This window comes from Halorussus salilacus (assembly GCF_024138125.1).
Classification (GTDB): domain Archaea; phylum Halobacteriota; class Halobacteria; order Halobacteriales; family Haladaptataceae; genus Halorussus; species Halorussus salilacus.
Genome location: NZ_CP099993.1, coordinates 2,715,710 through 2,738,988 on the forward strand (window position 1 = coordinate 2,715,710; position 23,279 = coordinate 2,738,988).

Consider the following 23,279-nt stretch of genomic DNA (forward strand, 5'->3'; position numbering starts at 1 on the left):
CGGAATAAGTGCCGATTGGGTCGCGCCCGAAGCCGTTTTACCGCTCGGACCGCGCCTTTCGCACATGCGCGTCACGTTCCTCGGCACCGGAAGCGCGATGCCGACCGGCGAGCGCTACCAGACCGGCGTCCTGCTGGAGGACGACGGCCGCCGACTCCTCGTCGACTGCGGGAGCGGCGTGCTCCACCGCCTCCAGCAGTCGGGCGTCGGCTACGAGGCGGTCTCGTCGGTCCTGCTGACCCACCACCACCTCGACCACGTCTCGGACCTGATGGCCCTGCTCAAGGCCCGGTGGCTGGCGGGCGAGGAGCACCTCGAAGTCGTCGGTCCCGCGGGCACGAAGGACCTCCTCGACGGTCTGCTCGACGTTCACGACTACCTGCAGGACCGGATGGACCTCCGGGTCCGCGAGGTCGGCGAACACGCGTTCGAGGTCGCTGGCTTCGAGGTCGAGGCCTTCGAGACACGCCACTCGATGCCGTGTCTGGCCTACCGGTTCGGCGAGGTCTCCGAGTCCAACTCGGAGGCTCGCGGGACCTCGTCCCGCGGTGGATTCGTCTTCGGGGCCGACAGCGAGGCGTTCGAGGGGCTGGCGAACTTCGCCGACGGCTGTGAGGTGTTGGCCCACGACTGCTCGTTCCCCGACGAGGTGGACGTGGACAACCACCCGACGCCGACCCAACTCGGGCGGGCGCTCGCCGACTCCGGCGCAGATATCGGCCGGGTGTTCCTCACCCACCTTTACCCCCACACCGAGGGCCGCCACGAGGAGATGCTCGACTCCATCGGGACGGTGTACGACGGCGACGTTCGGTTCGCGGAGGATTTGCGGACTGTCGAGCTTTGAAGCGAGACACATCCGCAAATCCTCAGCGTTGATGACGACCCCCGGACGGTCGAACTCTGAGAGTTCGAGTTCCTTCGAAGGAGTCGGCGGCGCGGAGGATTTGCGGAGCGTCGAACGGTCGAGCGACCCGGCCGAAAATCGCCCGCGCCGCGGGCGATTTTCGGCCGAGTGGTCTACTCCAGCCGGTATCGCAGGAGCGCGGCGACGCCGCCGAACCCCGAGAGCTGGTCGCCGGGCGCGAACTCGCTGGAGAAGACGGTCACGTCCCCGCCCTTCTGCTCGACCGACGTGACGAGGTCGTTGACGTCGAGGTCCCACTCGCCCTCGCCTGAGCGCTCCTCTCGCAGTCGCTCGTCGAGTATCAGGAGGTGTTCGATGGCACCGTAGTCGGCGGCCTTCTTCACCTGCTCGACGCCGTAGGCGACCTTCGCGCCCTCGCCGATGCGCTGGGTGAGGTCGTCGATGAGTTCGGCCTCCTCGGCGATGCGGGTCTCCTTCTGGACCTCCTCGACCGCGCCGCGCTTGAGCACCTCGTGGACGCCACGGTCGCCGACCGCGCTGGTGTCGACGGTCGTAATCTTCTCGGTCAGTTCGGGGGCCTCGTCGGCGATGTAGTCGTAGGCGTCCTGCTTCGTGAACCCCGGTCCCGCGAGCACGATGGCGTCGGTGTCGAGGTGACCGAGCGCGTCGGCCACCTCCGCGAACAGTTCGTCGCGGTCGCGGGCGTACTCGCCCTTGCCGGTCGTGCCCGAGAACTCGGCGTACTCCTCGGTGCCGTACTGGGCGACCGTGTGGATGTGGGCCTGACCCTCCTCGACCGTGACGATGGCGACGTCGGGGTTGTCGGTGGCCTCCTCGGCCTCTTCGAGCCGGTCGAGCTGGTCGGGCTTCCAGTGCTTCTCGATTGCTATCTCCTTGGTCTCCTCGACGTTGAGGGTGTGGTGCTGGCCGAGCTGGTCCTCCCGCGAGCAGTCGGCGATGGTCCCCCCGACCCGGAGACGGTTGGCGAACTTGTGGAACTCCACGTCCTCGACTTCGACGGCGACCCACAGGTGTTCGCGCTCGCCGCCGGTGTCGCGCATCTGGTCGTCGTTGCGCTGGATGCGCCGGGTGGTGTCGCCCGAGACGAGGTCGCCGGGTTCGAGGACGTACGTGAGGTGCCACAGGTCGTCGAGGCTCTCGGGGACGAGCGTGATGCGCTCGCCGCCGCCCTCGACGCGCTGGCGGCTCTGGATTCGCATACGAGACGGTCCGTGCTGAGGTGGTAAGTGCCCTGCTATTCACCGTGCCACCGAGCGACCGATCAGCCGAGCGACCGCGACCAGCGCGTAGGCCGCCACGACGAGCCCGGCCACCTCGCCGGGTCGCCCGGCCGTCGCGGCGGCGCTCGCGAGCGCCGCCGCGACGGCCGCGACCCCCAGCGCCGAGACCCACCCCACGAAGTACCCGGCGTCGGTCGCGATTCGCCGGACACCGGCGGGGTCGAGTCCCGCGCGGACGGTCCGTCGGCGGGCCACCCCGACAAGCGCCGCGGGCAGGAGGTACGCGAACGACAGCGACGCGAGGAGGACGACCGTCCCCCCGGCGTAGACGACAAGCGCCGACCCGGCGGAGGCGGGCGACTCGCCCGCGAGTCGCCCACCGACCGTGACCGCGAGCGCGACCCCCGGTGCGAGGAGGTAGCCGACCGCGACGGCGAGCGCTCGCAGGCCGTCGGCCGCGAGCGCTCGCGGGTCGGCGAACCCCGGCGGTGCGTCGGCGGCCTCCCCGCCCTCGATGCTCGCCCGGAGGACGGCCGTCGCGTGGCCCGCGAGCAGGACCGCGGGAATCGCCGCGAGGGGGGCGAAGACGCCGAGACGGGCGAGCAGACCGACCGCCAGCGCGAGGGCGACCCCGACCAGCAGGGTCCCCTCGTCGCCCCGGGCCGGGTAAGTCAGCGCGTCGCGGAGCATACCTCCGGTACGAGACCGAGGACCGTAATAGCTGGGCGCTCGTCCCGCCAAAACGCTTATTTCCTCTATCGGACCGAGAACAATACATGACGACGAAATCCGAAGAGAAGTCCGATTCCTCGACAGGCGACGGTCGCTGGACGCTCGGCGTCGATACCGACGGCGACGGCGCGATGAACGTCGTGTTCCGGTCGAGGGGCGGCGTCCTCGCCGCCCTGACCGCGGTCCTCGTCGCGTTCGTCGCGCTCGACCTGCTCGTCACCGGCGGGGAGACCATCCGAGCGCTCGCGCCCTGAGTCCCGACCGCTACTCGTCCTCGATTCGGCTCCCGCCCGGCGGCAGGAACTCCTGGATGAGGTCGGCGCTCGCGACCTTCCGGACGAACGAGGTGTCGGCGAACCGCTCGCGGAACTGTCGGTAGATTCGCTTCGCGGTGTCGTTCTGGGCGAACCGGCCGGGTTCGACCTCGACGTGGGTCTCGACCTGCGGGACCACGGCGGCGGGCGGCCCCCCGAGGACGCGGGTGTGTGGTTCGCACGCGATTCCGACCGCGACGCCGACCTCCACGTCCCGGAAGTAGGTCCGGTCGCCGCGGATGGCGAACCCGCCCTTCTCCAAGTACTCGCCGCTCTCGGGCGTCTTGCTCACCTGGTCGGGGGTCACCATGTAGGCGTCGCCAGCGAACCGATTGTCCTTCCAGACCGACGAGTAGGAGACCGCGAACTGGGCGGCCTCGCGCTTGCTCGCGTCGGGGACCTCGACGTCCCGCGAGGGCTCGCTCGGGTCGGAGGTCTTGAGAATCGTCACGGGGCCGCCGTGAGCCTGCGCGTGGAAGAACAGGTCGTTGCCGTCCATGTACTTCTGAACGAGTTCCTCGTTCTGGTCGGCGTTCCGGCCGCCGATGACGAGGAAGCCGTCGGAGGTCCGGAACCACCTGAACCGCTCGTACCACTGCTCCTGCTTTCGGATGGGGATGGATGGCTCGTTGAGCCAGTCTACGTCCTCGGCCTCCTCCTCGTCGTCTCCGTCCTCGCCCTCGTCGGGGTCGGCCTCCCACTCGGCCTTGCGGCGCTTCACCTCCTCCAACTGCTCGCGGGTGTCCTCGATGGCCGCGAGCGCGCCCTCCTTCTTCTCCTCGATGCGCTTGGCCTCGGTGTAGAGGCGGTCTGCGTTCTTCTCGACCCCCGTCTCGGCGTCGAGTTCGACCGGCGTCCCGTCGAGTTCGACCGTGACGGTCCCCGCCTCGGGGTTCACGCCCCGGACGGCCTCGGCGGCGTCGATGCCCCGCTCGGCACCCTCCTCGAACCGCGCTTCTATCTCCTCCCACGAGGTGCCCTCGTCGAGGGCGTTCCGCACGGTGGTCAGTATCTCGTCGGCGAGCCCGTAGTGGGCGTAGAGGAGCTCGGCCTTCTCGCGTTCGGCCTCTGCCTGCTCCTCGAACCCCTCGATGGCTCCCTCCTGCTGTTCGATGATGCGCTTTTGCTTCTGTATCTCTGCCTCGAAGTCGGGGCGCTGGTCGCCGACCTCCCCGTCGCCGGGGTCGTCGCCCTCGAAGTCGACGTTCGCGAAGTAGAAGTCCACCGCCTCGTTGAAGGTGTCGAACCCTTCGGCTTCGAGGTCGCCGTACTCCTCCAGCGGGACGGGCGTCACGTCCACGAGGCGGCCGTCCTCCCGATACACGCGGGGGTCGAACTCCGCGGCGCGGACCGGTTCGGCCAGCCGCTGGATGGCGTCGTAGACCGCCTCGTAGTCGCTCTCGTCGGCGTCGGCGATGTCCTTGCCCTTCTCGACGCCCGCGCGGGTGCAGACCTCCTCGGCGTACAGCCCGCCGAAGTTGAGCTGGGTCGCGAGCGTCCGAACGATGTCGGTGTCCGACTCCTCCATGTGGGCGACCAGCACCTCGTAGTCGATTTCGAGGGGGTTCACGCGCTCGTCGGGGAACTCGTACCGGCTGCCCGGCGCGACGGTCCGGGACTTGAGCCGGACGGTGTCGAGCGAATCGACGACCTCCCGATTTTCGTCGAGCACCGCGACGTTGCCCTGCCCGAACAGCTCGGCGACGATGGTGGTGTCCTCGTCGTCGCGCTCGAAGTGGAACTGGAGGATGCGGTCGAAGCCGTACTGCTCGACGCCCGCGAAGTCGGCTCCCGACAGCCGATTGCGGAGCATCATCGCGAAGTTCGGTGGCCGTCCCGGCGCGTCCGGGACGTTCTCGGGCGCGGCGACGTGAGCGCGCTTGTTCTCGCCGACCTCCACGAGGAGTTCGACCCGACCGCGGTCGAAGTCGCGCATCTTCAGCCGGATGAAGTCGTCGTCGTAGAGGTACGCCTTGTCGAGCTTCGCGCCCTCGTAGGCCCCGAGTTCCGCGACCACGGCCGCGAGGTCGATGCTCGACAGCTCCCGCTTCTGGTCCATGCCTACGTGTTTTCTGTCGCCGGGGAAAGGCGTATCGCTACGGTGGGACTCGGATGGTGGAGGGGATTCTGCTATTCGGTGAGATTCGTGAAGTCGGACCTTCGGGAGGGAAATCGACGTGTAGCTAGCTATCGCCGTCACCTATGAGCCCGCACCACGTCCTCCCCAACCTCCTCACTCCCTCGCTCCGCTCGGTCGCTCGTCCCTCGCACGAGAATCGCGGCCCAAACTGCGGGCCGCGATTCCGCGCGCCACAGCCGAACTCGTTCCGCGTATCGCGCATCTACGCTTCCGGCCCGGCGCGCGGAACGTCGAATCCGCTTCGCGGATTCGACTTCTCGTGCGAGGGACGAGGACCGCAGGGAGGAACAGGGGTGACGACCGAGGACCGCAGTCGGTTGGGGAGGATGTGGTGCGGTCTCACAGGTGACGGAGGGAGCTAGATAGCTTCGATGGTCTCACCGCATGTATTTCGTCTCCTCTACAGCCGCTTGCTCACGTAGGGACCGTCCTGATGGTACCCCAGCTTCTCTCGGTAGTACTCGCGCGCGCCGATGCCCGAGATGACGCTGACCTTGTCGTAGCCCGCGTCGGCGGCCATCTCCTCGGCCTTCCGGAGGAGCTTCCGGCCGTACCCCTTGTGTTGCCAGTCGCGCGATTCGTTCCCTACCTCCACCATCGGGCCGTAGACGTGGAGTTCGCGCACCAACGCCGCGTTCTCCAGCTCCCGGCGCACCGGATTTCCGGGGAAGCGCAGGCGACAGAACCCCACCAGAAGGTCCTTGTCGGGGTCCTCGTAGCTGATGAAGTGTTCGGTCCCCCCGGCGGCCTCGTAGGTCAGCACGTCGAGTTCGACGTTCTCTGGGTCCTCGTCGTTCATCCCGACCTCCCGACACCGGATGCAGTCGCAGGTCCAGCCGTGGTCGTCCATCCGCTGGCGAGCGAGCTGGCGGAGGTTCGACTTCCACACCCCGGCGTCGATGAAGTCGGCGGGGATGTCGCGCTGGACGCGCTGGAGCCGGGTGTACTTCGGAATCATCGACTTGATCTCGGCGACCAGCTCGGCGGCCTCCTCGTTGCGAAGCGGTTCGTACTCGTCGCGGTGCCACCAGTCGTAGGTCGCGGTGCCCCGGACGACGAGGGTGGGATAGATTTTGAGGTAGTCGGGCCGCCACTTCTCGTCCTCGAACAGCCGCCGGAAGTCCTCCAGACACATCTCCTTTGACATGCCGGGCTGGCCGGGCATCATGTGGAATCCGACCTTGAACGCGGCGTCCCTGAGACGCTGGTTCGCGTCGATGGACGCCTGCGCGCCGTGGCCCCGGTGCATCTCGCGGTTGATGCGCTCGTAGGTGGTCTGGACGCCGACCTCGACCTTCGTGCCCCCGAGGTCGAGCATCCGGTCTATCTGCTCGGGGTCACACCAGTCGGGCTTGGTCTCGAACGTGGTGCCGATGTTCCGCACGTCGTTGGTCTCGTTCTCGGCGATCACGTCCTCCAGATACCGGAACTCGTAGTCGTCGTGGTCCTGCGCGAAGCTCTCGTCCTCGGCGGGCTCGGGCTCCTTCCCGGTGTCGTAGTCGTTCATCGCCTCCAGCGCGCGCTTGACGAACCACTCCTGATAGTCGTGGGAGCGAGCCGTCATCGTCCCGCCCATCAGGATGAGTTCGACCTTGTCGACGGGGTGGCCGATTTCGCGCAGTTGCTCCAACCGCAGGGTCACCTGCCCGTAGGGGTCGTAGTCGTTCTGGACCCCTCGGGCCGCCGCGGGCTCGTGGCCGGTGTAGCTCTGTGAGGAGGAGAACTCCGAGCCCGGCCCGCCGGGACAGTAGAGGCACTTGCCGTGCGGGCACTGGTGGGGGCTCGTCATGATGGCGACCGGCGAGACGCCCGACGCGGTCCGGACGGGCTTGCGCTGGAGCACCTCCTGTAAGTCCTCCCTGCGCTCGTCTGGGGCGTAATCCAGCAGTTCGGAGTTCTTCGGCACCTTCGGCGCGGAGTGCTCCGAGCAGACCGACAGCTTCTCGCTTTCGAGGTCGTCGCGCTCGATTTCGCCCGCGAGGATGCGCTCGACCAGTTCCTCGCAGACCCGCTCGAACGCCTCGGTCTCGGTGGCGTCCGGCGTCTCGGTACTCATTGGTGTGTATCTGGTCGGTTGGGCGGGATAAGGGTGTCGTCTACGCGTCCGGGAGACACTTTCGGCGAATCGAACCACCGGCAGTCGAGGGTTTCGAAGACAGCACGGAGAGGACCGTATCAGCGACCAAGTCGGAGAAAGCCCCCGCCTTCTCCGCTCCCGCGGCTCGTTGCGCGCTTCGGTCGCTTCGCTCCCTCCAGTGCTTACGTCGCCGGGGTTCGCGGAGAAGGCGGCCCCTTTCAGTCCCACCTCGCGGTGGACTAGTGACTACACACGAAACCGCGGTTCGCGGAAAAGAGCGACCCGAACCGACCCGCACCGAAGCGCCGAAAAACCCGACTTACAGCCGTTCGCCGATGGCGTCCACGACGGCGTCGACGGCGGCCTCCTTCTCGCCCACGAGGAACTCGATGGAGCCGTCGCGGGTGCCCGTCGCGGCGATGCCCGCGTTCTCGGCGTCCTCGCGCGCCGCCTCGGCGATTTCTCGGGCGTCCACGCGGCCGCCGCTCCGGATGTGGACCTCGTCCTCGTCCACGCCGAGCGTGACGTGGTCGTCGGCGGCCCCGTCGGCGCCGATGCCCCGGCGGTGGACCTCGTCGAGCAGGAGGCCGGTCGGCGGGAAGTCGAAGCGGTGGGTGAACGCCTCGGCGTCCAGCACCGTGAACGAGACGCCGTTCGCGCCCCGGACCGAGAGGTTCGGCTCGACGGTGTCGAGTTCGGTCCCGAGCTTCTGGCGGAACTGCTCGGCGACGTGCTCGGCGAGGTCGCGCTTCTCGTGTTCGAACAGGAGGTCGGTGACGAGCTCGCGCTTGTCCTCGTAGGCCTGATAGAAGGCTTCGAGCGCGACCGCCTCGCGCAGCGCGTCGGTGTGGTCGTCGTCGTAGCCCGCCTCGGCGGCGAGGTCGACGTAGTCCTCGGGGCCGTCCGCCCAGTAGCTGACCGCCGGGAGGTGGGCGACGCCGCCGCGCACGTCGGGGTTGACGTGGGCCGCGACGTTCGCGCCGAGCACGCCCGCGGTCACGTCGTCGCCCGCCTCGCCTTCGAGGTGGGGGTTGACCGCCACGTCGGCGAGGTCGGCGACGCCCTCGTCGGGGTAGCCCGCGTCGATGGTGACCCGGGGGGCGTCGTAGATGTCGAGCAGTTCGAGGCCGTCGCGGGACTCGTCGGTGCTGCCCGCGGCCACGAGGACGAACAGGGGGAGCTTCTCGTCGTGGCGCTCGCGGTTGTCGAGCATCTGGGTGACGTCCTTGGTCGCGTCGGCCATGTCGTAGTCGCCGCCTTCGAGCGGTCGCCGGTCGAAGTAGTGGTACTCGGCGTCGCTCTTGGCGTGCTCGTCCCGCACCAGCGGCAGGACCGCGCGCTCGATTGCCGCGCCCGCGACGTAGCCGTCGGCGGTCGCGTTGTGGCGCACGATGACAGGCCGGGACTCCATCACGGCCCGCCGAATCGTCTCGGCGGCGTCGCGGACGCGCTCGTGGACCGCGGCCACCGCGTCGTGGTCGGCCAGCAGCTCCACGTCGTCGGGGCGGGCCTCGGCGCGCAGGGCGTCTTCGAGCCGGGTCTCGACCGCTTCGCGCTCGTCGCCCGCCAGCTTCTCCAGTTCCTCGGTCTCGACCTGCAGTTCGTTGTGGCGGAGTTCGACCACGCCGTCGAGTCGAACGAAGTCGCCGGTGTCCACCTCGGGGTAGGCCCGGACGCCCGCCTCGACGAACGCGGCGCAGTCGACCGTCGCGGTCTCGTCGCGGACCTCGAAGACCGTCGGGCCGGAGGTCTGGCGCGCGCCGACGACCTCGCCCTCGATTCGGACCGTCTCGTTCACGCGGTCGCTCAGCGTCGCGACCTGCACGCGGGCGGGTTCGGGGTCAGAATCGACTTCTGGCTCGGCCGATTCGGCCGCCTCGGTCGCGGCGCTCGCGCCCGCGCCGTCGGTCGTCGCCTGCTGGCTCCCGTCGTCGGCGTCGTCTCCGTCGTCTCCCCCGGGGTCGTCGGCCTCGTCGGCCTCGTCGGGGAGGACGGCCCCGCGCTCGGGGTCGTCGAGGAGCTTGCCCCGGAACTCGCGCTCGGACTGGCGAAGCGACCAGCCGAGGTCGACGTTGCCGTTGTCTCGAACGCCGGTCACTTGGACGTAGACGACCTCGCCCTCGTCCCAGTCGAGGGAGTCGAGGCGTCGGTCCAGTTCGCTCTTGTGGAGGAGACCGGTGACGCGGTCGCCGATGTCGACGAAGACGCCGAACTCGGCGAAGCCGTCGACCGTTCCCTTGTAATACCGTCCCGGCGTCAGCTGTTCGGGCGAATCGCCGGTAAACTCGAAGAGGACGTCCTGCTGGTGGCTCTCGCAGATAGCGCCGTCGGCAGGAGTCCCGCAAATGATGCACGAACCCATCTTATACGCGAGCAAAATAGCCCCGGCCTAAAACTGTTGTCGAAACAGGTCTGGCCTCACCGTGGAATTTGTGGACTACTCCCGAAACGCGTCGACCCCCGGCAGGTCGGCGACGCCCTCGTGGGTGCCCACGAACTCGGCGTCCTCGACGGCTCGCTCGAAGTCCTCGACGCTCTCGTACTCCCGAACCGCCAGCACCCGGCCCTCCTCGACCACGAAGACGATCTCGTCGGTGCCCTCGCCGTGGCGGAAGTGGTCGGCCTTGCGGGGTTCGTCTGGTTGCATCTTCTCTAGAACCGACCCGAACGTCCTTGAAAGTTCTCCGGGACTGGCGTTCGATAAGTCGCGCTCGACGACGCAATCCACCGGGGAACCGGCAGGTGGAACATCCGGCAGAATCCGGCCGGTGAATCATCTACCGGGTGGGACCGAAAGGAGCCGGGCGCTTTCTACGCAGTCACGACTCCGTCTCTCTTCCCGAGGAATCTCCCCCGAAAAATCCCGCTCTCACTCGAAGACGGGACTGTCGTCCTCCAGCGCCTCGATGTCCGTCGCAATCTCCCGCACCTGCTCGGGGAACAGCGCGACCTGCACCTCGTTGCCCTCGTCGTCCTCGCAGACGATTTTCACGCGCTTGTCGCCGAACTCGCGGGCCTCGGCCGACTCCACGTCGAACAGTTTCGCGGTCCCGGTCTTGTTCGAGGGACCGACGTTCCGGATGGCTCCGTCCTTGAGTTCGACCATGAAGTCCTCGACGATGAGATTGAGCATGTATCAGAGTAGAACCGCTCGCGACTTATAGGGGCTGGTGAACCGGGTGTTGTGGTATCTCAGAAAGCCCCCGCCCGCTCGCGGTCGCTCCGGCGGATATTCGGCGCTCTCCGCACTTCCCGCGCCGAATAGAGCCGCCGGAGACGACTAAAGTGGACGCGAGCGGGCGGCCCCTTTCGTTCCCACCCTGTGGTTTGTGTAGTCGGCCGAAACACACCCCGAAAAATCAAATCAGCGGAAGACAGCCCTGAAAACCCAGTTCCGCGATACGAACGCACACCTCGCTCCCGCGCAGAATCACGACCTCCTCGAACGCCGCGACCCCGCGGAAGGCGTACCCGAACACCAGCGTTGCAGGGATTGCCCCGGCGACCAGCGCCCGGAGGGACGAGGTGTCGTGGACGACCCGGAGGCCGATAACGAACAGAATCGCACCGTAGATCGCACAAACCGCCCGAACCGTGGGACTCGGAATCCCGGCGAACACGCACGGCGCGGTGGCGTAGGCGACGACCTGCACCGTCTCGCTGATGCCCCCGCGGTCGGGGACCGTCAGAATCAGGAGCACGGTCTGGACCGCGGCGGTCAGGTGGAGGACCGCGGGCGCGACGAACAGGGTCGCCAGCGCGAGGCCGAACAGCGCCGAGAGCGCGGGCCGACCGCCGAACGAGGGGGCCGCACCGGGGACTAGCGCGAACCGGGTCGCCTCCTCGACGAGGACGACAGCCATGGCGAACACGAGTCCGGGGGCCTGGTCGCCCGGCGCGACCCCCCGCTCGAAGAACCGGCGGGGGCGGACGAGCACCTCGACCCACGCGCGCGCGACCGCGGCGGGGCCGCGGTCGCGCCCGCCCGTCGGGTTCTCTACCCACTGAGTCATGCTCGCGACACCCGCCGAGTCACGTTCGAGACACCCCTTTCGTCACGGTCGAATCACGTCCGGACTAGTCGGTCCGGAGGGTATGACAGTTGCGACATCGCGCCTCGTAGGACTCGGTCGCGCCGACCATGATGGTCGGGTCGTCGACGTGGGCGGGTTCGCCGTCGATGAGCCGCTGGTTCCGGGTCGCGGGTTCGCCGCATTCGGCGCAGATGGCCTGATACTTGTCGACGTACTCGGCGAGGGCGACCAGCCGCGGCAGGGGTTCGAAGGGTTCGCCCCGGAAGGTCTGGTCGGTGCCCGAGACGATGACCCGCCGGTCGTCGTCGGCGAGGAACTCGCAGACCTCGACCAGCTCCCCGGTGAAGAAGTTGGCCTCGTCGATGGCGACGACCTGCTCGCCGTTGAGTTCGTCGACCATCTCCCAGACGCCCTCGTCGGGGTCGACCACGGTCGCCTCCCACTGGCGGCCGTTGTGCGAGCCGACGGTCCCCTCGCCGTAGCGGTCGTCGAGCGAGGGCTTGAACACCGCGACCTCCTGTCCGGCGATCTCGGCCCGCCGGAGCCTGCGGAGCAGTTCCTCGGTCTTCCCGGAGAACATGCACCCGGTGACGACCTCGACCCACCCGCTGTTCGTTATCTTGTGCATGTCCGATGTGCGCTCAAGCCTGCGTCAAAACTGTTGCCGATTCGGTCGCGATGGTCGGAACGGGTCGGCGACTCCCCTCTCGGTTCCGGGAGTAGGGCGCGGTACGCCCCGATTATCGCTCAACAGGGAGCGTATACTGAAAGTCCGGACGGCCGATGGGAACGGTATGCGGGCGGCCTCCTGCTCCGACTGCGGTCGGTCGCTCGACCTCACGGTCGAGCGACACTTCCGCGTCTCCCCGGAGTCCGTCGACGGTCGCGGAGCGAGCGGCGTCGACGGAGAGGCGGGCGAGACGGTCTTCTGCCTCGACTGCGGCGTCGTCCGACTCAACTCCGACCCGTCGCTTCCCGCGGGAGCGGTGGAGGCCCACGCGCCGACCGGGGCGCGGCGGTGAACCCCAGACCGAGCAGCCACTCGTCCGTGACTGACTCGCGTCGGTCCGGAGGGGACCCGCGCAGGTCCGGCGAGGACTACTCCTCGGAGTCGCCGACCGCCACCAGCTGCTTGCCGACGTTCTCGCCCTCGAACAGCCCGAGGAAGGCGTCGGGAGCGTTCTCCAGTCCCTCGGTGACGGTCTCGCGGTACTGCACGTCGCCCGACTCGACCCACTCCGCGAGCTTCCGGGTCGCCTCCTCGAACCGGGGCGCGAAGTCGCCGACGAGGAACCCCTCGACGCGCGCTCGGCTCTCGATGAGTTTGGGGAGCTTCCGGGGTCCCGTGGGAATCTCCTCGGCGTTGTACAGCGATATCTGGCCGCAGACCGCCACCCTGGCGTCGACGTTCAGCTTCGAGAACACCGCGTCGGTGATGGGGCCGCCGACGTTGTCGAAGTAGCTGTCGACCCCGCCGGGCGCGGCCTCGTCGAGCGCGCCGCGGTAGTCGTCGGTCTCTTTGTAGTTGATACCCGCGTCGAAGCCGAGGTCGTCTTCGAGGAACGCGACCTTCTCATCGGAGCCCGCGAATCCGACCACGCGAGCGCCCGACAGCTTCGCGATTTGCCCGGCGACCGACCCGACCGCGCCCGCCGCGCCCGTGACGACGAAGGTGTCGCCCGCCTTCGGCTGCGCGACCTCGCGGGTGCCGAAGTACGCGGTCCGACCCGGCATCCCGAGGACGCCGAGCGCGGTCGAGACGGGCCCGAGGTCGGGGTTCACGGGCTGAAGCTGGCTCCCCCGGGCGGTCGCGTAGTCGGCCCACTGGAGGTTGCCGGTAACGAGGTCGCCCGCCTCGAAGTCGGCACCGTTCGAGTCGACGACCTCGCCGACCACGCCCGCTCGGAGGGGTTCGCCGACCTCCCACGGTTCGGCGTACGACTCCCGGGCGTCCATCCGACCCCGCATGTAGGGGTCGACCGAGAGGTAGCGCGTCCGGACCAGCACCTCGCCGGGTCCGGGTTCGGGTACGTCCTCCTCGGCCAGTTCGAAGGTGTCGCGGTCGGGCTTGCCGTCGGGACGATTCGCCAGTAGGAACTTGCGGTTGGTCTCGCGCATGGTCGACCCGTGGGCCGCCGCGGGCAAGGAACCTGCGGAACCGGCAGGGACGCGCGGAACCGGTAGGGCCGCGGTCGGGCGCGCCTCGCGAGCGAGGCGCGCCCGACCGCGCTCGTCGGTCGGCTCGCGCCGACGTTCTCGGTCACTCCACCGCGTCGGCGTTCTCGGTCACTCCACCGCGTCGGCGTTCTCGGTCACTCCACCGCGCCGACGTTCTCGGTCACTCCACCGCGCCGACGTTCTCCTCGCTCTCCATCGTGGGCGGGGAGGGCTCGATTTTCGCGTAGTTCACCATCTCCTCGCCGAGTCGGACCACGCGCTCTTCGAGGTCCTCGTCGGTGAACTCGCCGTCCCGGACCGCCGAGTGCGACCGCGGGACCGCGGCCTGATCTGGCAGGACCCACGCGTCGAGCGCCCGGCAGACCGACCGGAGGTGTTCGAGCGCGGTGATTGGGAACTTCCCGCCCGACACCGCGAGCAGGCCGACGGTCTTGTGCTCGAACTCGTCGAAACCGCAGTAGTCGAGCGCGGTCTTGAGGTTCGAGGAGTACGACCCGTGGTACATCGGGGTCCCGAGGATGACGGCGTCGGCCTCGCGCACGTCTCGGGCGAACGCGGCCGCGTCGCCAGCGTCCTCGTCGTCCACGTCGGGGTCGAACGCGGGCAGGTCGTAGTCCCGGAGGTCGAGGAGGTCGCCCTCCCCGCCCGCGTTCTCGACGCCATCCAGTGCGCGCTCCAGCGCGACTCGGGTGACGCTGTCGTCTCGCAGGCTCCCGCAGACGGCCGCGATACGTGGTCCGTTCGCCATACCGGTGGGTGGGAGGCCGATTCACAAATAGCTGGCTTCCGCGCCCGCGGCGGGGACGGCGTCCGCGCTCGCGGAGGACGAACCGATTCGGACGCGGACGACGGACACTTATCGGCCCGCCCACTACTCCACCGACGATGGACACGACTCGGTCACCTCGAACGGCCGCCGACGTCTCGGTCCTCCTCGTCGGGCCGACCGCGTGGCGCGAGCGGGTCGGCCCGGCGTTCGAAGCGTCGGCGGCGTTCTCGGTGCGAGCGGTCGGGACGCCCGAGCGAGCGATGGCGGCGGCGACCGAACTCGACGCCGCGACCGACTGCGTCGTCAGCGCGCAGGACCTCGACCCGGGAACCGGCCTCGAACTGCTGGCCGACCTGGGCTCGCGGGGCGTCTCCGCGCCCTTCCTGCTGGTCCCGGCAGACGGGAGCGAATCGCTCGCCAGCGACGCGCTCGGAGCGGGCGTCGACGACTACCTCTCAGCGAGCGCCGACCCCGGTGAGCTTCGGAGACGGTGTCGACGGGCGGTCCGGCGGGCGAGCGAGCGCCGCCGACGCCGCGAGAAGGCCGACGGGTTCGAGGCGGTCGTCTCGACGCCCGACGAGTTCGCGGCGGTCCTCGACGCCGACGGCACCGTCGAGCGCGTCAACGACGCCGCGCTCGGCTATCTCGACGCCGAGGCCGACGCCGTCCTCGGGAAGCGCTTCTGGGGCCTGCCGTGGAGCGACGCCGACGACTCTCGGCGGGCGGTCCAGCGGGCGCTCCGGCGCGCCCGGGAGGGCGAGTACGCCGACTTCGAGGCGGCCCTCTCGGGCGATGCGGGCGACACCCGATTCGAGTTCTCCGCCCGGCCGGTCGCGGGCGACTCGGGGTCGCCCGGCGACCCCGAGTCGTCGTCTCCCTCTCGCTCTCCGGTCTCACCGAACGACGACGAGGCGGTCGACCGCCTCGTCGTCGAGGGCCGAGAGGTCGCCGAACGCGTCCGACTGGAGCAGGAGCTCCGCGACTCCGAGGAGCTCCACCGGGTGACGCTGAACAACATGACCGACACCGTGCTGGTCACCGACGACGACGGCGAGTTCACCTACGTCTGCCCGAACGTCCACTTCATCTTCGGCTACACCGCCGAGGAGATACACGAGATGGGGACCATCGACGCCCTGCTGGGCGAGGACCTCTTCGACCGCGAGCGCCTCGAATCCGAGGGCGTTCTCACCAACCTCGAATGCGCCGCGACCGACGAGGAGGGCCGCGAGCACACCCTGCTGGTCAACGTTCGGCGGGTCTCTATTCAGGGCGGAACGACCCTCTACAGCTGTCGGGACATCACCACGCGCAAGCAGCGCGAGCAGGCGCTGACCCAGCTCCACCGGACCAGCCGAGGTCTGCTCTACGCCGAGACCAAGGACGACATCGCCGACCGGGTCGTCTCGGACGCGACCGCCATCCTCCCGTCGGCCGCCGCGGCGGTCTACCGGTTCGACCGCGAGGCGAACGTCCTGACCCCGACCGCGGCGTCCGAGGAGTTCGCCGACCTGGCTTCGACCGGCGGGTCGCTGCCCGACCTGCGGCTCGGCCGCGACACCGTGGTGGCCCGCGCGTTCATCGACGAGGAGACGCGGACGCCGGGCGGTAGACCGGAGGAGGAAAACGGAACGCTCCTCGCGTTGCCGGGCGACTACGTCGCTGTCCCGCTTGGCGACCACGGCGTCTTCGTGGCGGCCGCGACCGATGGCGACGCCTTCGACGCCATCGGCGAGGAGGTGGCGGAACTGGTGGCCGCCACGACCGAGGCGGCACTCGACCGGGTCGAGCGCGAGACCGAACTCCGGGAGCGCGACCGGACGCTCCAGCGCCAGAACCGCCGACTCTCCCAGCTCAATCGGATCAACGAGTTCATCCGCGAGATCGACCAGGCGCTGGTCGGCGCGGAGTCCCGCGAGGAGATAGAGACCGCGGTCTGCGAGCGGCTGGTCGCCGACGACCGGTTCGCGTTCGCGTGGATCGGCGACACCACGCCCCTGAGACGGACGCTCCAGCCGCGGGCGTGGGCGGGCGACGAGCGGGGCTACCTCGACGGCGTTCCGCTGGGATTCGACGCCGACGGTGGGGACGCGGCGGATGCCGCGTCCCCACCGTCTCGCGAGCCCAGCGTCCGGGCGGCCGACGACCGCGAGCCGGTACTCGTCTCGAACGTCGCCGACCACCTCCGGACGGGCCGGTGGTGCAAGGAGGCGGTGGCCCGAGACCTCCAGTCGGTGCTGGCGATTCCGCTCGTCTACGACGACGTCCTGCTCGGGACGCTGACCGTCTACGCCGACAGCCCCGACGCCTTCGACGAGATGGTCGAATCGGTGCTGGGAGAACTGGGCGACACCGTCGCCTCGGCCATCAACGCGGTCCAGCGCAAGGAGGCCCTCGACAGCGACACCGTCGTCGAACTCGAATACCGCATCTCGGACCCGAGCGCGCTCTGCTCCCGGCTCGCCGACGAGACGGGCGGCGCGGTCGAGGTCGAGGGTGACGTGGCCCGCGAGGACGGGACGACGCTGGTCTTCGCCGCGGTCGAGGGCGTCGCCCTCGACCGCGCCGTCGAGACCGCCGAGGGGTTCGTCGGCGTCGAGGACGCCGAGCCGATCCGCGCGACCGACGAAGGCGGCATCGTCGGCCTCCAGACGAGCGAGGACTTCGTCACCGCGGCCATCGCCGACCACGGGGCGGTCGTCCGCCGCCTGCGGGCGACCCCCGAGGGAATCACGCTCGCGGTGGACGTGCCCGACTCGGTCACGACCCGGTCGATAGACGAGGTGGTCTCGAACACCTACGACGCCGCCGAACCCGTCGCCCAGCGCGAGCGGACCCGGGCGCTCGACACCCGGGGTCGGCCGGGCCGGTTCCTCGACGACCTGACCGAGCGCCAGCTCGAAGTCGCCCGGATGGCCTACCACACCGGGTTCTTCGACTCCCAGCGCGACGTGACCGGCCGCGACGTGGCCGCGATGCTCGACATCTCTCACACCGCGTTCTACGACCACGTCCGGCGAATCCAGCGGAAGCTGTTCGCGTCGCTGTTCGAGGGCCGCGCGCGTCCCACCCACGTTGAATAGTAACCCGTGGTCTCCGGTTACGGGGTTTACTATTCAACAATCCATTCCATGAGGACGCGTCCCCATGCAATTTTTACCGAATGAGTCTCAGAGACGCCGAGTACGACCCCGACGCCGACTACGAGTACGAGTGTCTGGGGTGTAGCGAGACCCTGCGCGCCGCCACCCACCCGGGCGAGTGCCCCGAGTGCGGAACCGCGATGCGGAACCGCGGGATGCCCTACGAGTAACGCCATGGCGACCAACACGCTCGACGACGGCGAGACCGACGAGTACGCCGAGACCGAGTCTGCGCTCGAAACCGCGCTCCGACAGCTCTCGGAGGCGGCCCCGCACGTCGACGTCGACGACGGCGTCATCGAGCGGCTCAAGCACCCGACCCGGGTGGTCGAGGTCGGCGTGCCGCTCGAACGCGACGACGGGAGCGTCGAAGTGTACACCGGCTACCGCGCCCAGCACGACGACGTTCGGGGCCCCTACAAGGGCGGCCTGCGCTTCCATCCGGAGGTCACCGCCGAGGAGTGCGTGGGGCTGTCGATGTGGATGACGTGGAAGTGCGCGGTGATGGACCTGCCGTTCGGGGGCGGGAAAGGCGGGGTCGTCGTCGACCCCAAGGACCTCAGCACCGCCGAGAAGGAGCGGCTCACCCGCCGGTTCGCCGAGGAGATACGCGACACCATCGGTCCCAAGCGCGACATCCCCGCGCCCGACATGGGGACCGACGCCCAGACGATGGCGTGGTTCATGGACGCCTACTCGATGCAGGAGGGCGAGACGACCCCCGGCGTCGTCACGGGCAAACCCCCCGTCATCGGCGGGAGCGAGGGCCGCGAGGAGGCCCCGGGCCGGTCGGTCGCCATCGTCGCCCGCGAGGCCCTCCGGTACTACGACAGGGCGGTCGAGGACGCCACCGTCGCGGTACAGGGGTTCGGGAGCGTCGGGGCGAACGCCGCGCGCCTGCTCGACGACTGGGGAGCGAACGTGGTCGCGGTCAGCGACGTGAACGGCGCGGCCTACGACACGACCGGCCTCGACACCCACGCCATTCCCTCCCACGAGGAGGAACCCGAGGCCGTCATGACCTACGACGCGCCGAACACGCTCACCAACGAGGAACTGCTCGAACTCGACGTCGACGTGCTGATTCCGGCCGCGCTCGGCAACGTCATCACCGCCGACAACGCGAACGACGTCGAGGCCGACGTCGTGGTCGAGGGAGCGAACGGTCCGACCACCTCGGCCGCCGACGCCGTCCTCGACGAGCGCGACGTGCCGGTGATTCCGGACATCCTCGCGAACGCGGGCGGGGTCACCGTCTCGTACTTCGAGTGGCTGCAGGACATAAACCGCAGGCAGTGGCCGCTCGAACGCGTCAACGAGGAACTCGAATCGATGATGCTGTCGGCGTGGGACGACGTGCGCGCCGAGGTCGAGGCCCGGGGTCTCGCGTGGCGCGACGCCGCCTACGTCGTCGCGCTCGAACGGGTCGGTTCCGCGAAGGCCGCCAGAGGGCTCTGGCCCTGAACTGACACCCCGTAGCCGGAATCGGTCCCGCGAGTCGAACTCCGTACACGGCGGGCGCATCGCGTTCGACTCGCTCTTAGGGTTTGCTTGCACGGACGTTCGGACGATGCGCCGGGTCAGGGGCGGGCAGTGCGGTCCGTCATTCTTCGGGAATCTCCGTCACGCGCCCGACGAACAGCGGCGTCTCGGTCGGCTCGTCGCGGATGTAGAACAGGAACGGTCTGTCGACCGTCAGGTCGACCTCCCGGGGTGGCGCGCTCTCGGTCATGATCACCGCGGTCGCGGCCGCGGCCTCGGTGCCGAGTTCGTCGACCTCCACGAAGCTCTTGTGCCGGATGTCGTCGACGAACAGCTCCCCGCCCTCGGCCATGCCAGAGAAGTCGGCGCCGGGACCGAACGCCTCCTCCATCCCGAGGTCCTCCATCGCCTCGACGAGGCTGAACTCCGACTCGATGCCGAACTTGGGGAACGTGAGGTTGACCAGCGCGGTGCTGGCTTCGTCGAGCATGATCGCGAGTCGGTCGACCGTGAACGCCTCCTCGAACGCCTCGAACTCGCCTTCTGCGGGCACGACGACCACCATGCTGGTCTCGCCGTTGGCATAGGGGAGTTCGACGAAGTGGTGGCCCTCGATTTCGGCGTGCTGGAACTTGATGGAGTCGGAGTGGGTCATCATCGACACCTCCGCGGTCGTCCCGTCGAGCGCGGTGAACTCCCGGGGCTCGGTGGCGTCCTCGTCGAATGGGAACTTCCAGCGCGCGCCGAAGTAGACCGCGTTCGTCAGCACGAGCCGGGTGGTTTCGTCGACGGATTTCCGGGGAAGCAGGTCCTCGATGCGGTCGTCGGTCCGCTCGGCCACCCAGTCGTTTATCTCCTCGCGGGCGGCCTCGGGGTCGCCCGCGAAGTCCACGAGGTTCGTCCCCGCGCCGTAGTAGGCCTCCAGCAGGTCGAGGAAGTCCTCGCGGAAGGGGTAGCCGTCCTGACCCCACACCGCGTTCGCGGTCGAGAGCTCGAACGCCGGACCCGCGTCCTCGTCTTCGTCCTCGGTCCCGGTCGGCCCGCTCGCCTCCTGCCCGTCCTCGTTGCGTCGCTCGAACTCCGCCTCCAGCGACCCGAACGCGGCGTGGAGATTCTCGCCGTCGAGGACGTATCGGAGCGCGTCGGCCATCTCGTCGGCGGTCCCGCCGCGAGCGCCAGCGTAGGTCATCGCCAGCGCGACCGAGACGCTGTACGGCGAGGCGAAGAGGGTCCCGCCCTCGCGCTCGCGCAGGACCGCGAGCAGGTCGAGCGCGAACCCGACGTTGCCCCGTATCTGGTCGGCCAGCAGGTCCTCCGCGATTTCGGGGTCGGTCGTCGGGTCTATCTCGGGGAACGGCGGCGCGTCGAGGTCCTCGAAATCGGGGTCCTCCTCGGTGGTCGTTTCGTCTCCTTCGGTCGTCTCCTCGGTCGTGGTTTCGGTGGTCGTCGGTTCGGTGGTCGTGGTCTCGCCGGTGGTCGGGTCGTCGGTTCCGGTGCCGGGGTCGCTTCCCGCGCAACCCGCGAGACCGGCGAGGAACGCGCCGGTCAGCGCGAGCGTCTCGCGTCGTCGGAGGGTCATGGGTCGGAAATCGACGCGGGATTGTAAACGTCTTCTGTAGGGTGAAGCGCGCGTTTCAGCTATCGGCCCGGGGCGCTCGACCGGAAGTATCGCACTGCGTTACGGCGGGTTCTCGGCGTCGTTGACGCCCTCGAACGTCCCGTTTTCGTAGGCGTACCGCCATCGCTGGAGCGCCGCTCGCGTGACGAGGCCGACCTCGGAGACGGTGATGCACGACTGTTCGACGGGGCGACTCGGGGCGTCCGGCGGCGGATGGAAGTGCCGAGTCGGCGCGTCGGGCTTCGGGTGGCGGTCGAACCGGAAGTCCCTGCCCCGGTCGTCTGTGTAGTGAACGGCGTAGTTGCCGGTCAGACTCCAGCGCACGTCCAACCGGGCGGCCGACGCGTCGCCGACGCCGTCCGCAAGCTCGATGGAGAGCGTCTGGGGGTTCAGAGAGTCGTCCAGCGACGCCGCCTCGACCAGCGGTTCCGCCTCGGCGGCGAGGTCTCGAATCTCACGCAACGCCCCGGCGTCGATGGGACCGAACACCTCCGGATTCTCGCTCGACCGGCCGCGCCGGGTGTCTTCGTCCTCGGTCATACCACGACGGAGGTGTCCCCGTTCCCGTCGTCGTCCGTATCCGTGCCGGTGAGGTGGCCGCTCTGGTGGGCGTCGCTGATGGCGACCGCCGCCTGCGCGAGCGCGAGGTTCCGCCGCGTCGTCTGCCACTCGGTCAGAACCGCCCCGCGTTCGTCGTCGGCGTCGGCAACGTCGAGTTCGCGGGCGAACTCCTCGGGCGACTCGACGCCGTACTCCTCGCGCCACTCCCGGATAGAGGCCTTCATGTCGGCGATTCCGGACGCGATCTCCTCGGGCGTGAGCTCCGAGAGGAGCGATTGGGCGTGTTCGGTGACGATGGCGGTCTCCGACCGGCGGTAGCGGGTCGTCGCCCCGTCCTCGGTCGTCGCGACCTCGCCCGAGTCGACGAGCGTCCGCAGGTGCTTTCGCGCCGTGGTCGCCGACACGCGAGCGCGGTCGGCGATGCGGTCGGCCGATTCGGGCTCGTAGGTCCGATGGACTATCTCGTAGACGCGTTCGAACGGCGTGGTCTCCTCGACCCACTCCTCCGCGACGGCCTCGTTCACGTCACGCGGTTCGCTCCCGCCGTCGGGAGTCGAGCGACGCGACGAGGGCGTGTCGTCGGTCATCGTACGCGACGGTACGCGAAGTCAGCATAATAATCTGTGGGTGAGCATTCTGGGCTACTTTCGGAGTCGCGCGACCGCCTCGCCGCCGTTCGCGTCCGTCTCGTTCTCGACGACCTCCACCAGTCCGTCGCGTTCGAGGTCGTCCAGAATCCCGCGGAGCCACTCCCTGCCGTACTCGCCCTCGGGAGCGTAGTCAACCCGGACGCGCGGCCCGAGCTTCGACAGCGGGAGTTCGTCGTACTCCTTCAGGGTCGCAATCACGCGCCCCCGGAACTGCCGCCTGCTGCCCTCGAAACTCGGCTGAGTCGGCACGTCGGGCGCGGTGAAGTCGCCGGTCTCGTAGGCGTGACACCACTCGCGCCACGGACACCCCGCCGAGTCGCACTTGGGCGACTGCTCGCAGGCGACGCCCCCGAGTTCCATGATGGCGTTGTTCCAGATTCTGGACTCGCCGTCGGGCATGAGGTCGTTCGCGGCGGCCTCGAACGCCGAATCGTCGTCGGGAACGTCGAAGGCGCGGTGGAGCACGCGCTTGACGTTGGTGTCGACCACGGCGTCGCCGTTGTCGAACGCGAAGGAGGCGACCGCGTTGGCGGTGTAGGGGCCGACGCCCATCAGATTCTGTAGCTCGTCGGGCGTCTCGGGGAACTCGCCGTCGTACTCCTCGACGACCTGCTCGGCGGCCTCGTGGAGGTACTTCGCGCGGTTGTTGTAGCCGAGGCTGTGGCTCGTCCAGAAGCCGACCACGTCGGCGCGGTCGGCCGCCGCGAGGGCCTCGGGCGCGGGCCACTCGTCCAGAAAGGCCTCCCAGGCCTCGACGACCCTGCCGAGCTGGGTCTGCTGGCTCATGACCTCCGAGACCAGAATCTCGTAGGCGTCGGCGGTCTCGCGCCACGGGAACGACCGGTGGTCCTCGGCGTACCACGAGGTCAGGGCCTCGCGGACCGCCGGGAGGTCGTCGGGTAGCGACCAGTCGGTCTCGGGTCCGTCGCTCATCGGCGCTGGGTAGGGACGGCCCGGATAAAGGAAGCGTGGTTCGGGCCGCCGCGTCGGCGCGCCGACGCGGCGGCCCGGTCTCGGTCGTTCGCGTTCCGGTCGTTCTCGCTTCGAGTCGTTCGCGCTTCGAGTCGTTCGCGCTCCGGTCGGTTCCGGCCGTTCGCAGTCACTGAACCGCCCGCTCGCGGGCGGTTCGGGCCTCCTCGGACAGCCCCGAGTCGGACGTGTCCCGGCCGAGCGCGGTGTTCGCGGGACACCGCCGCGTCAGTCCGGTGACGGTGAGTATCGCGCCGACAGCGGCCGCGGCCGCTTCGAGCGCGGGGTGGAGCCGAATCAGCCCTCGGTTCGACGCGGCCGCGACCAACAGCAGGAGCGGCCCGACCGAGACGCGGAACTCCTCGTCGGACCCGCCGACGTTCGGTTTCATGGTATCCCAAGGGACCACGCCCGAGTACTTGAAGATTCGTGGCGGGTGGGTTCCGGTGGGTCGGCGCGTCGCGCCCGCCGCGGCGGGCGCGACGCGCCGGGTCGAAAGGGGT

At 69.1% G+C, this 23,279-nt stretch carries 22 protein-coding genes; 6 read left to right on the plus strand and 16 right to left on the minus strand.

Annotation, left to right across the window (positions count from 1 at the left end):
- Window positions 1–64: 64 nt before the first annotated feature.
- Window positions 65–847 carry an MBL fold metallo-hydrolase gene (locus tag NGM10_RS14035; protein ID WP_253479753.1) on the plus strand — a complete coding sequence of 261 codons (783 nt, stop codon included), beginning with the start codon at window positions 65–67 and terminating at the stop codon, window positions 845–847.
- Window positions 848–1,020: 173 nt separating this feature from the next.
- Here the strand turns inward: NGM10_RS14035 and NGM10_RS14040 are convergent, their stop codons facing one another.
- On the minus strand, window positions 1,021–2,088 hold the full coding sequence (locus tag NGM10_RS14040) for an mRNA surveillance protein pelota (RefSeq protein WP_253479755.1): 1,068 nt from the start codon (window positions 2,086–2,088) through the stop codon (window positions 1,021–1,023).
- A gap of 39 nt (window positions 2,089–2,127) precedes the next feature.
- Window positions 2,128–2,799: a DUF4013 domain-containing protein gene (locus NGM10_RS14045; RefSeq protein ID WP_253479758.1), complete on the minus strand. Its 672-nt coding sequence runs from the start codon at window positions 2,797–2,799 to the stop codon at window positions 2,128–2,130.
- An 86-nt stretch (window positions 2,800–2,885) separates the two neighbouring features.
- Here NGM10_RS14045 and NGM10_RS14050 point away from each other — a divergent pair, with 86 nt between their 5' ends.
- Window positions 2,886–3,095 carry a hypothetical protein gene (locus NGM10_RS14050; protein WP_253479761.1) on the plus strand — a complete coding sequence of 70 codons (210 nt, stop codon included), beginning with the start codon at window positions 2,886–2,888 and terminating at the stop codon, window positions 3,093–3,095.
- Between the two features lie 10 nt (window positions 3,096–3,105).
- On the opposite strand, the gene rqcH is transcribed toward NGM10_RS14050, so the two are convergent.
- The 7 genes from rqcH to NGM10_RS14085 all read right to left on the minus strand — a co-directional run bounded on the left by rqcH (window position 3,106) and on the right by NGM10_RS14085 (window position 12,034).
- Window positions 3,106–5,214 (minus strand): ribosome rescue protein RqcH, encoded by a 2,109-nt coding sequence (gene rqcH / locus NGM10_RS14055; RefSeq protein WP_253479764.1) that lies wholly within the window; start codon window positions 5,212–5,214, stop codon window positions 3,106–3,108.
- 481 nt (window positions 5,215–5,695) lie between these two features.
- A complete protein-coding gene (locus NGM10_RS14060; RefSeq protein ID WP_253479767.1) occupies window positions 5,696–7,351 on the minus strand; it encodes a tRNA uridine(34) 5-carboxymethylaminomethyl modification radical SAM/GNAT enzyme Elp3 in 1,656 nt (551 codons plus the stop codon).
- Between the two features lie 340 nt (window positions 7,352–7,691).
- Window positions 7,692–9,734 carry a DHH family phosphoesterase gene (locus NGM10_RS14065; RefSeq protein ID WP_253479769.1) on the minus strand — a complete coding sequence of 681 codons (2,043 nt, stop codon included), beginning with the start codon at window positions 9,732–9,734 and terminating at the stop codon, window positions 7,692–7,694.
- 75 nt (window positions 9,735–9,809) lie between these two features.
- Window positions 9,810–10,019: a hypothetical protein gene (locus NGM10_RS14070; protein WP_253479771.1), complete on the minus strand. Its 210-nt coding sequence runs from the start codon at window positions 10,017–10,019 to the stop codon at window positions 9,810–9,812.
- A 222-nt stretch (window positions 10,020–10,241) separates the two neighbouring features.
- Window positions 10,242–10,505 (minus strand): hypothetical protein, encoded by a 264-nt coding sequence (locus NGM10_RS14075; protein WP_253479772.1) that lies wholly within the window; start codon window positions 10,503–10,505, stop codon window positions 10,242–10,244.
- Window positions 10,506–10,731: 226 nt separating this feature from the next.
- Window positions 10,732–11,385: a YIP1 family protein gene (locus NGM10_RS14080; protein ID WP_253479773.1), complete on the minus strand. Its 654-nt coding sequence runs from the start codon at window positions 11,383–11,385 to the stop codon at window positions 10,732–10,734.
- Between the two features lie 64 nt (window positions 11,386–11,449).
- Window positions 11,450–12,034 carry a thymidine kinase gene (locus tag NGM10_RS14085; protein WP_253479774.1) on the minus strand — a complete coding sequence of 195 codons (585 nt, stop codon included), beginning with the start codon at window positions 12,032–12,034 and terminating at the stop codon, window positions 11,450–11,452.
- 166 nt (window positions 12,035–12,200) lie between these two features.
- On the opposite strand from NGM10_RS14085, the gene NGM10_RS14090 reads away from it, so the two are divergent.
- A complete protein-coding gene (locus NGM10_RS14090; protein ID WP_253479775.1) occupies window positions 12,201–12,428 on the plus strand; it encodes a hypothetical protein in 228 nt (75 codons plus the stop codon).
- 76 nt (window positions 12,429–12,504) lie between these two features.
- On the opposite strand, the gene NGM10_RS14095 is transcribed toward NGM10_RS14090, so the two are convergent.
- Window positions 12,505–13,524 (minus strand): NADP-dependent oxidoreductase, encoded by a 1,020-nt coding sequence (locus tag NGM10_RS14095; protein ID WP_253479776.1) that lies wholly within the window; start codon window positions 13,522–13,524, stop codon window positions 12,505–12,507.
- 220 nt (window positions 13,525–13,744) lie between these two features.
- On the minus strand, window positions 13,745–14,332 hold the full coding sequence (locus NGM10_RS14100) for an NADPH-dependent FMN reductase (RefSeq protein ID WP_253479777.1): 588 nt from the start codon (window positions 14,330–14,332) through the stop codon (window positions 13,745–13,747).
- 137 nt (window positions 14,333–14,469) lie between these two features.
- Between NGM10_RS14100 and NGM10_RS14105 the strand changes: the two genes are divergently transcribed.
- The 3 genes from NGM10_RS14105 to gdhB all read left to right on the plus strand — a co-directional run bounded on the left by NGM10_RS14105 (window position 14,470) and on the right by gdhB (window position 18,960).
- The gene (locus NGM10_RS14105; protein WP_253479779.1) at window positions 14,470–17,436 is read left to right on the plus strand and encodes a bacterio-opsin activator domain-containing protein; all 2,967 of its coding nucleotides are present in this window, start codon (window positions 14,470–14,472) and stop codon (window positions 17,434–17,436) included.
- Window positions 17,437–17,516: 80 nt separating this feature from the next.
- The gene (locus NGM10_RS14110; protein ID WP_253479781.1) at window positions 17,517–17,666 is read left to right on the plus strand and encodes a rubrerythrin-like domain-containing protein; all 150 of its coding nucleotides are present in this window, start codon (window positions 17,517–17,519) and stop codon (window positions 17,664–17,666) included.
- A 4-nt stretch (window positions 17,667–17,670) separates the two neighbouring features.
- Window positions 17,671–18,960 (plus strand): glutamate dehydrogenase GdhB, encoded by a 1,290-nt coding sequence (gdhB, locus tag NGM10_RS14115; RefSeq protein ID WP_253479782.1) that lies wholly within the window; start codon window positions 17,671–17,673, stop codon window positions 18,958–18,960.
- Window positions 18,961–19,099: 139 nt separating this feature from the next.
- Here the strand turns inward: gdhB and NGM10_RS14120 are convergent, their stop codons facing one another.
- The 5 genes from NGM10_RS14120 to NGM10_RS14140 all read right to left on the minus strand — a co-directional run bounded on the left by NGM10_RS14120 (window position 19,100) and on the right by NGM10_RS14140 (window position 23,167).
- Entirely contained in the window at window positions 19,100–20,557 is a 1,458-nt protein-coding gene (locus NGM10_RS14120) for a serpin family protein (protein ID WP_253479783.1), read from the minus strand.
- A 99-nt stretch (window positions 20,558–20,656) separates the two neighbouring features.
- The gene (locus tag NGM10_RS14125) at window positions 20,657–21,136 is read right to left on the minus strand and encodes a toxin-antitoxin system TumE family protein (protein ID WP_253479784.1); all 480 of its coding nucleotides are present in this window, start codon (window positions 21,134–21,136) and stop codon (window positions 20,657–20,659) included.
- Window positions 21,133–21,744 carry a helix-turn-helix domain-containing protein gene (locus tag NGM10_RS14130; RefSeq protein ID WP_253479785.1) on the minus strand — a complete coding sequence of 204 codons (612 nt, stop codon included), beginning with the start codon at window positions 21,742–21,744 and terminating at the stop codon, window positions 21,133–21,135. Before NGM10_RS14130 ends, NGM10_RS14125 begins: the two co-directional genes overlap by 4 nt.
- 54 nt (window positions 21,745–21,798) lie before the next feature.
- Window positions 21,799–22,740: an HhH-GPD family protein gene (locus tag NGM10_RS14135; protein WP_253479786.1), complete on the minus strand. Its 942-nt coding sequence runs from the start codon at window positions 22,738–22,740 to the stop codon at window positions 21,799–21,801.
- A 166-nt stretch (window positions 22,741–22,906) separates the two neighbouring features.
- Entirely contained in the window at window positions 22,907–23,167 is a 261-nt protein-coding gene (locus NGM10_RS14140) for a YgaP family membrane protein (protein WP_253479787.1), read from the minus strand.
- Window positions 23,168–23,279: the final 112 nt, after the last annotated feature.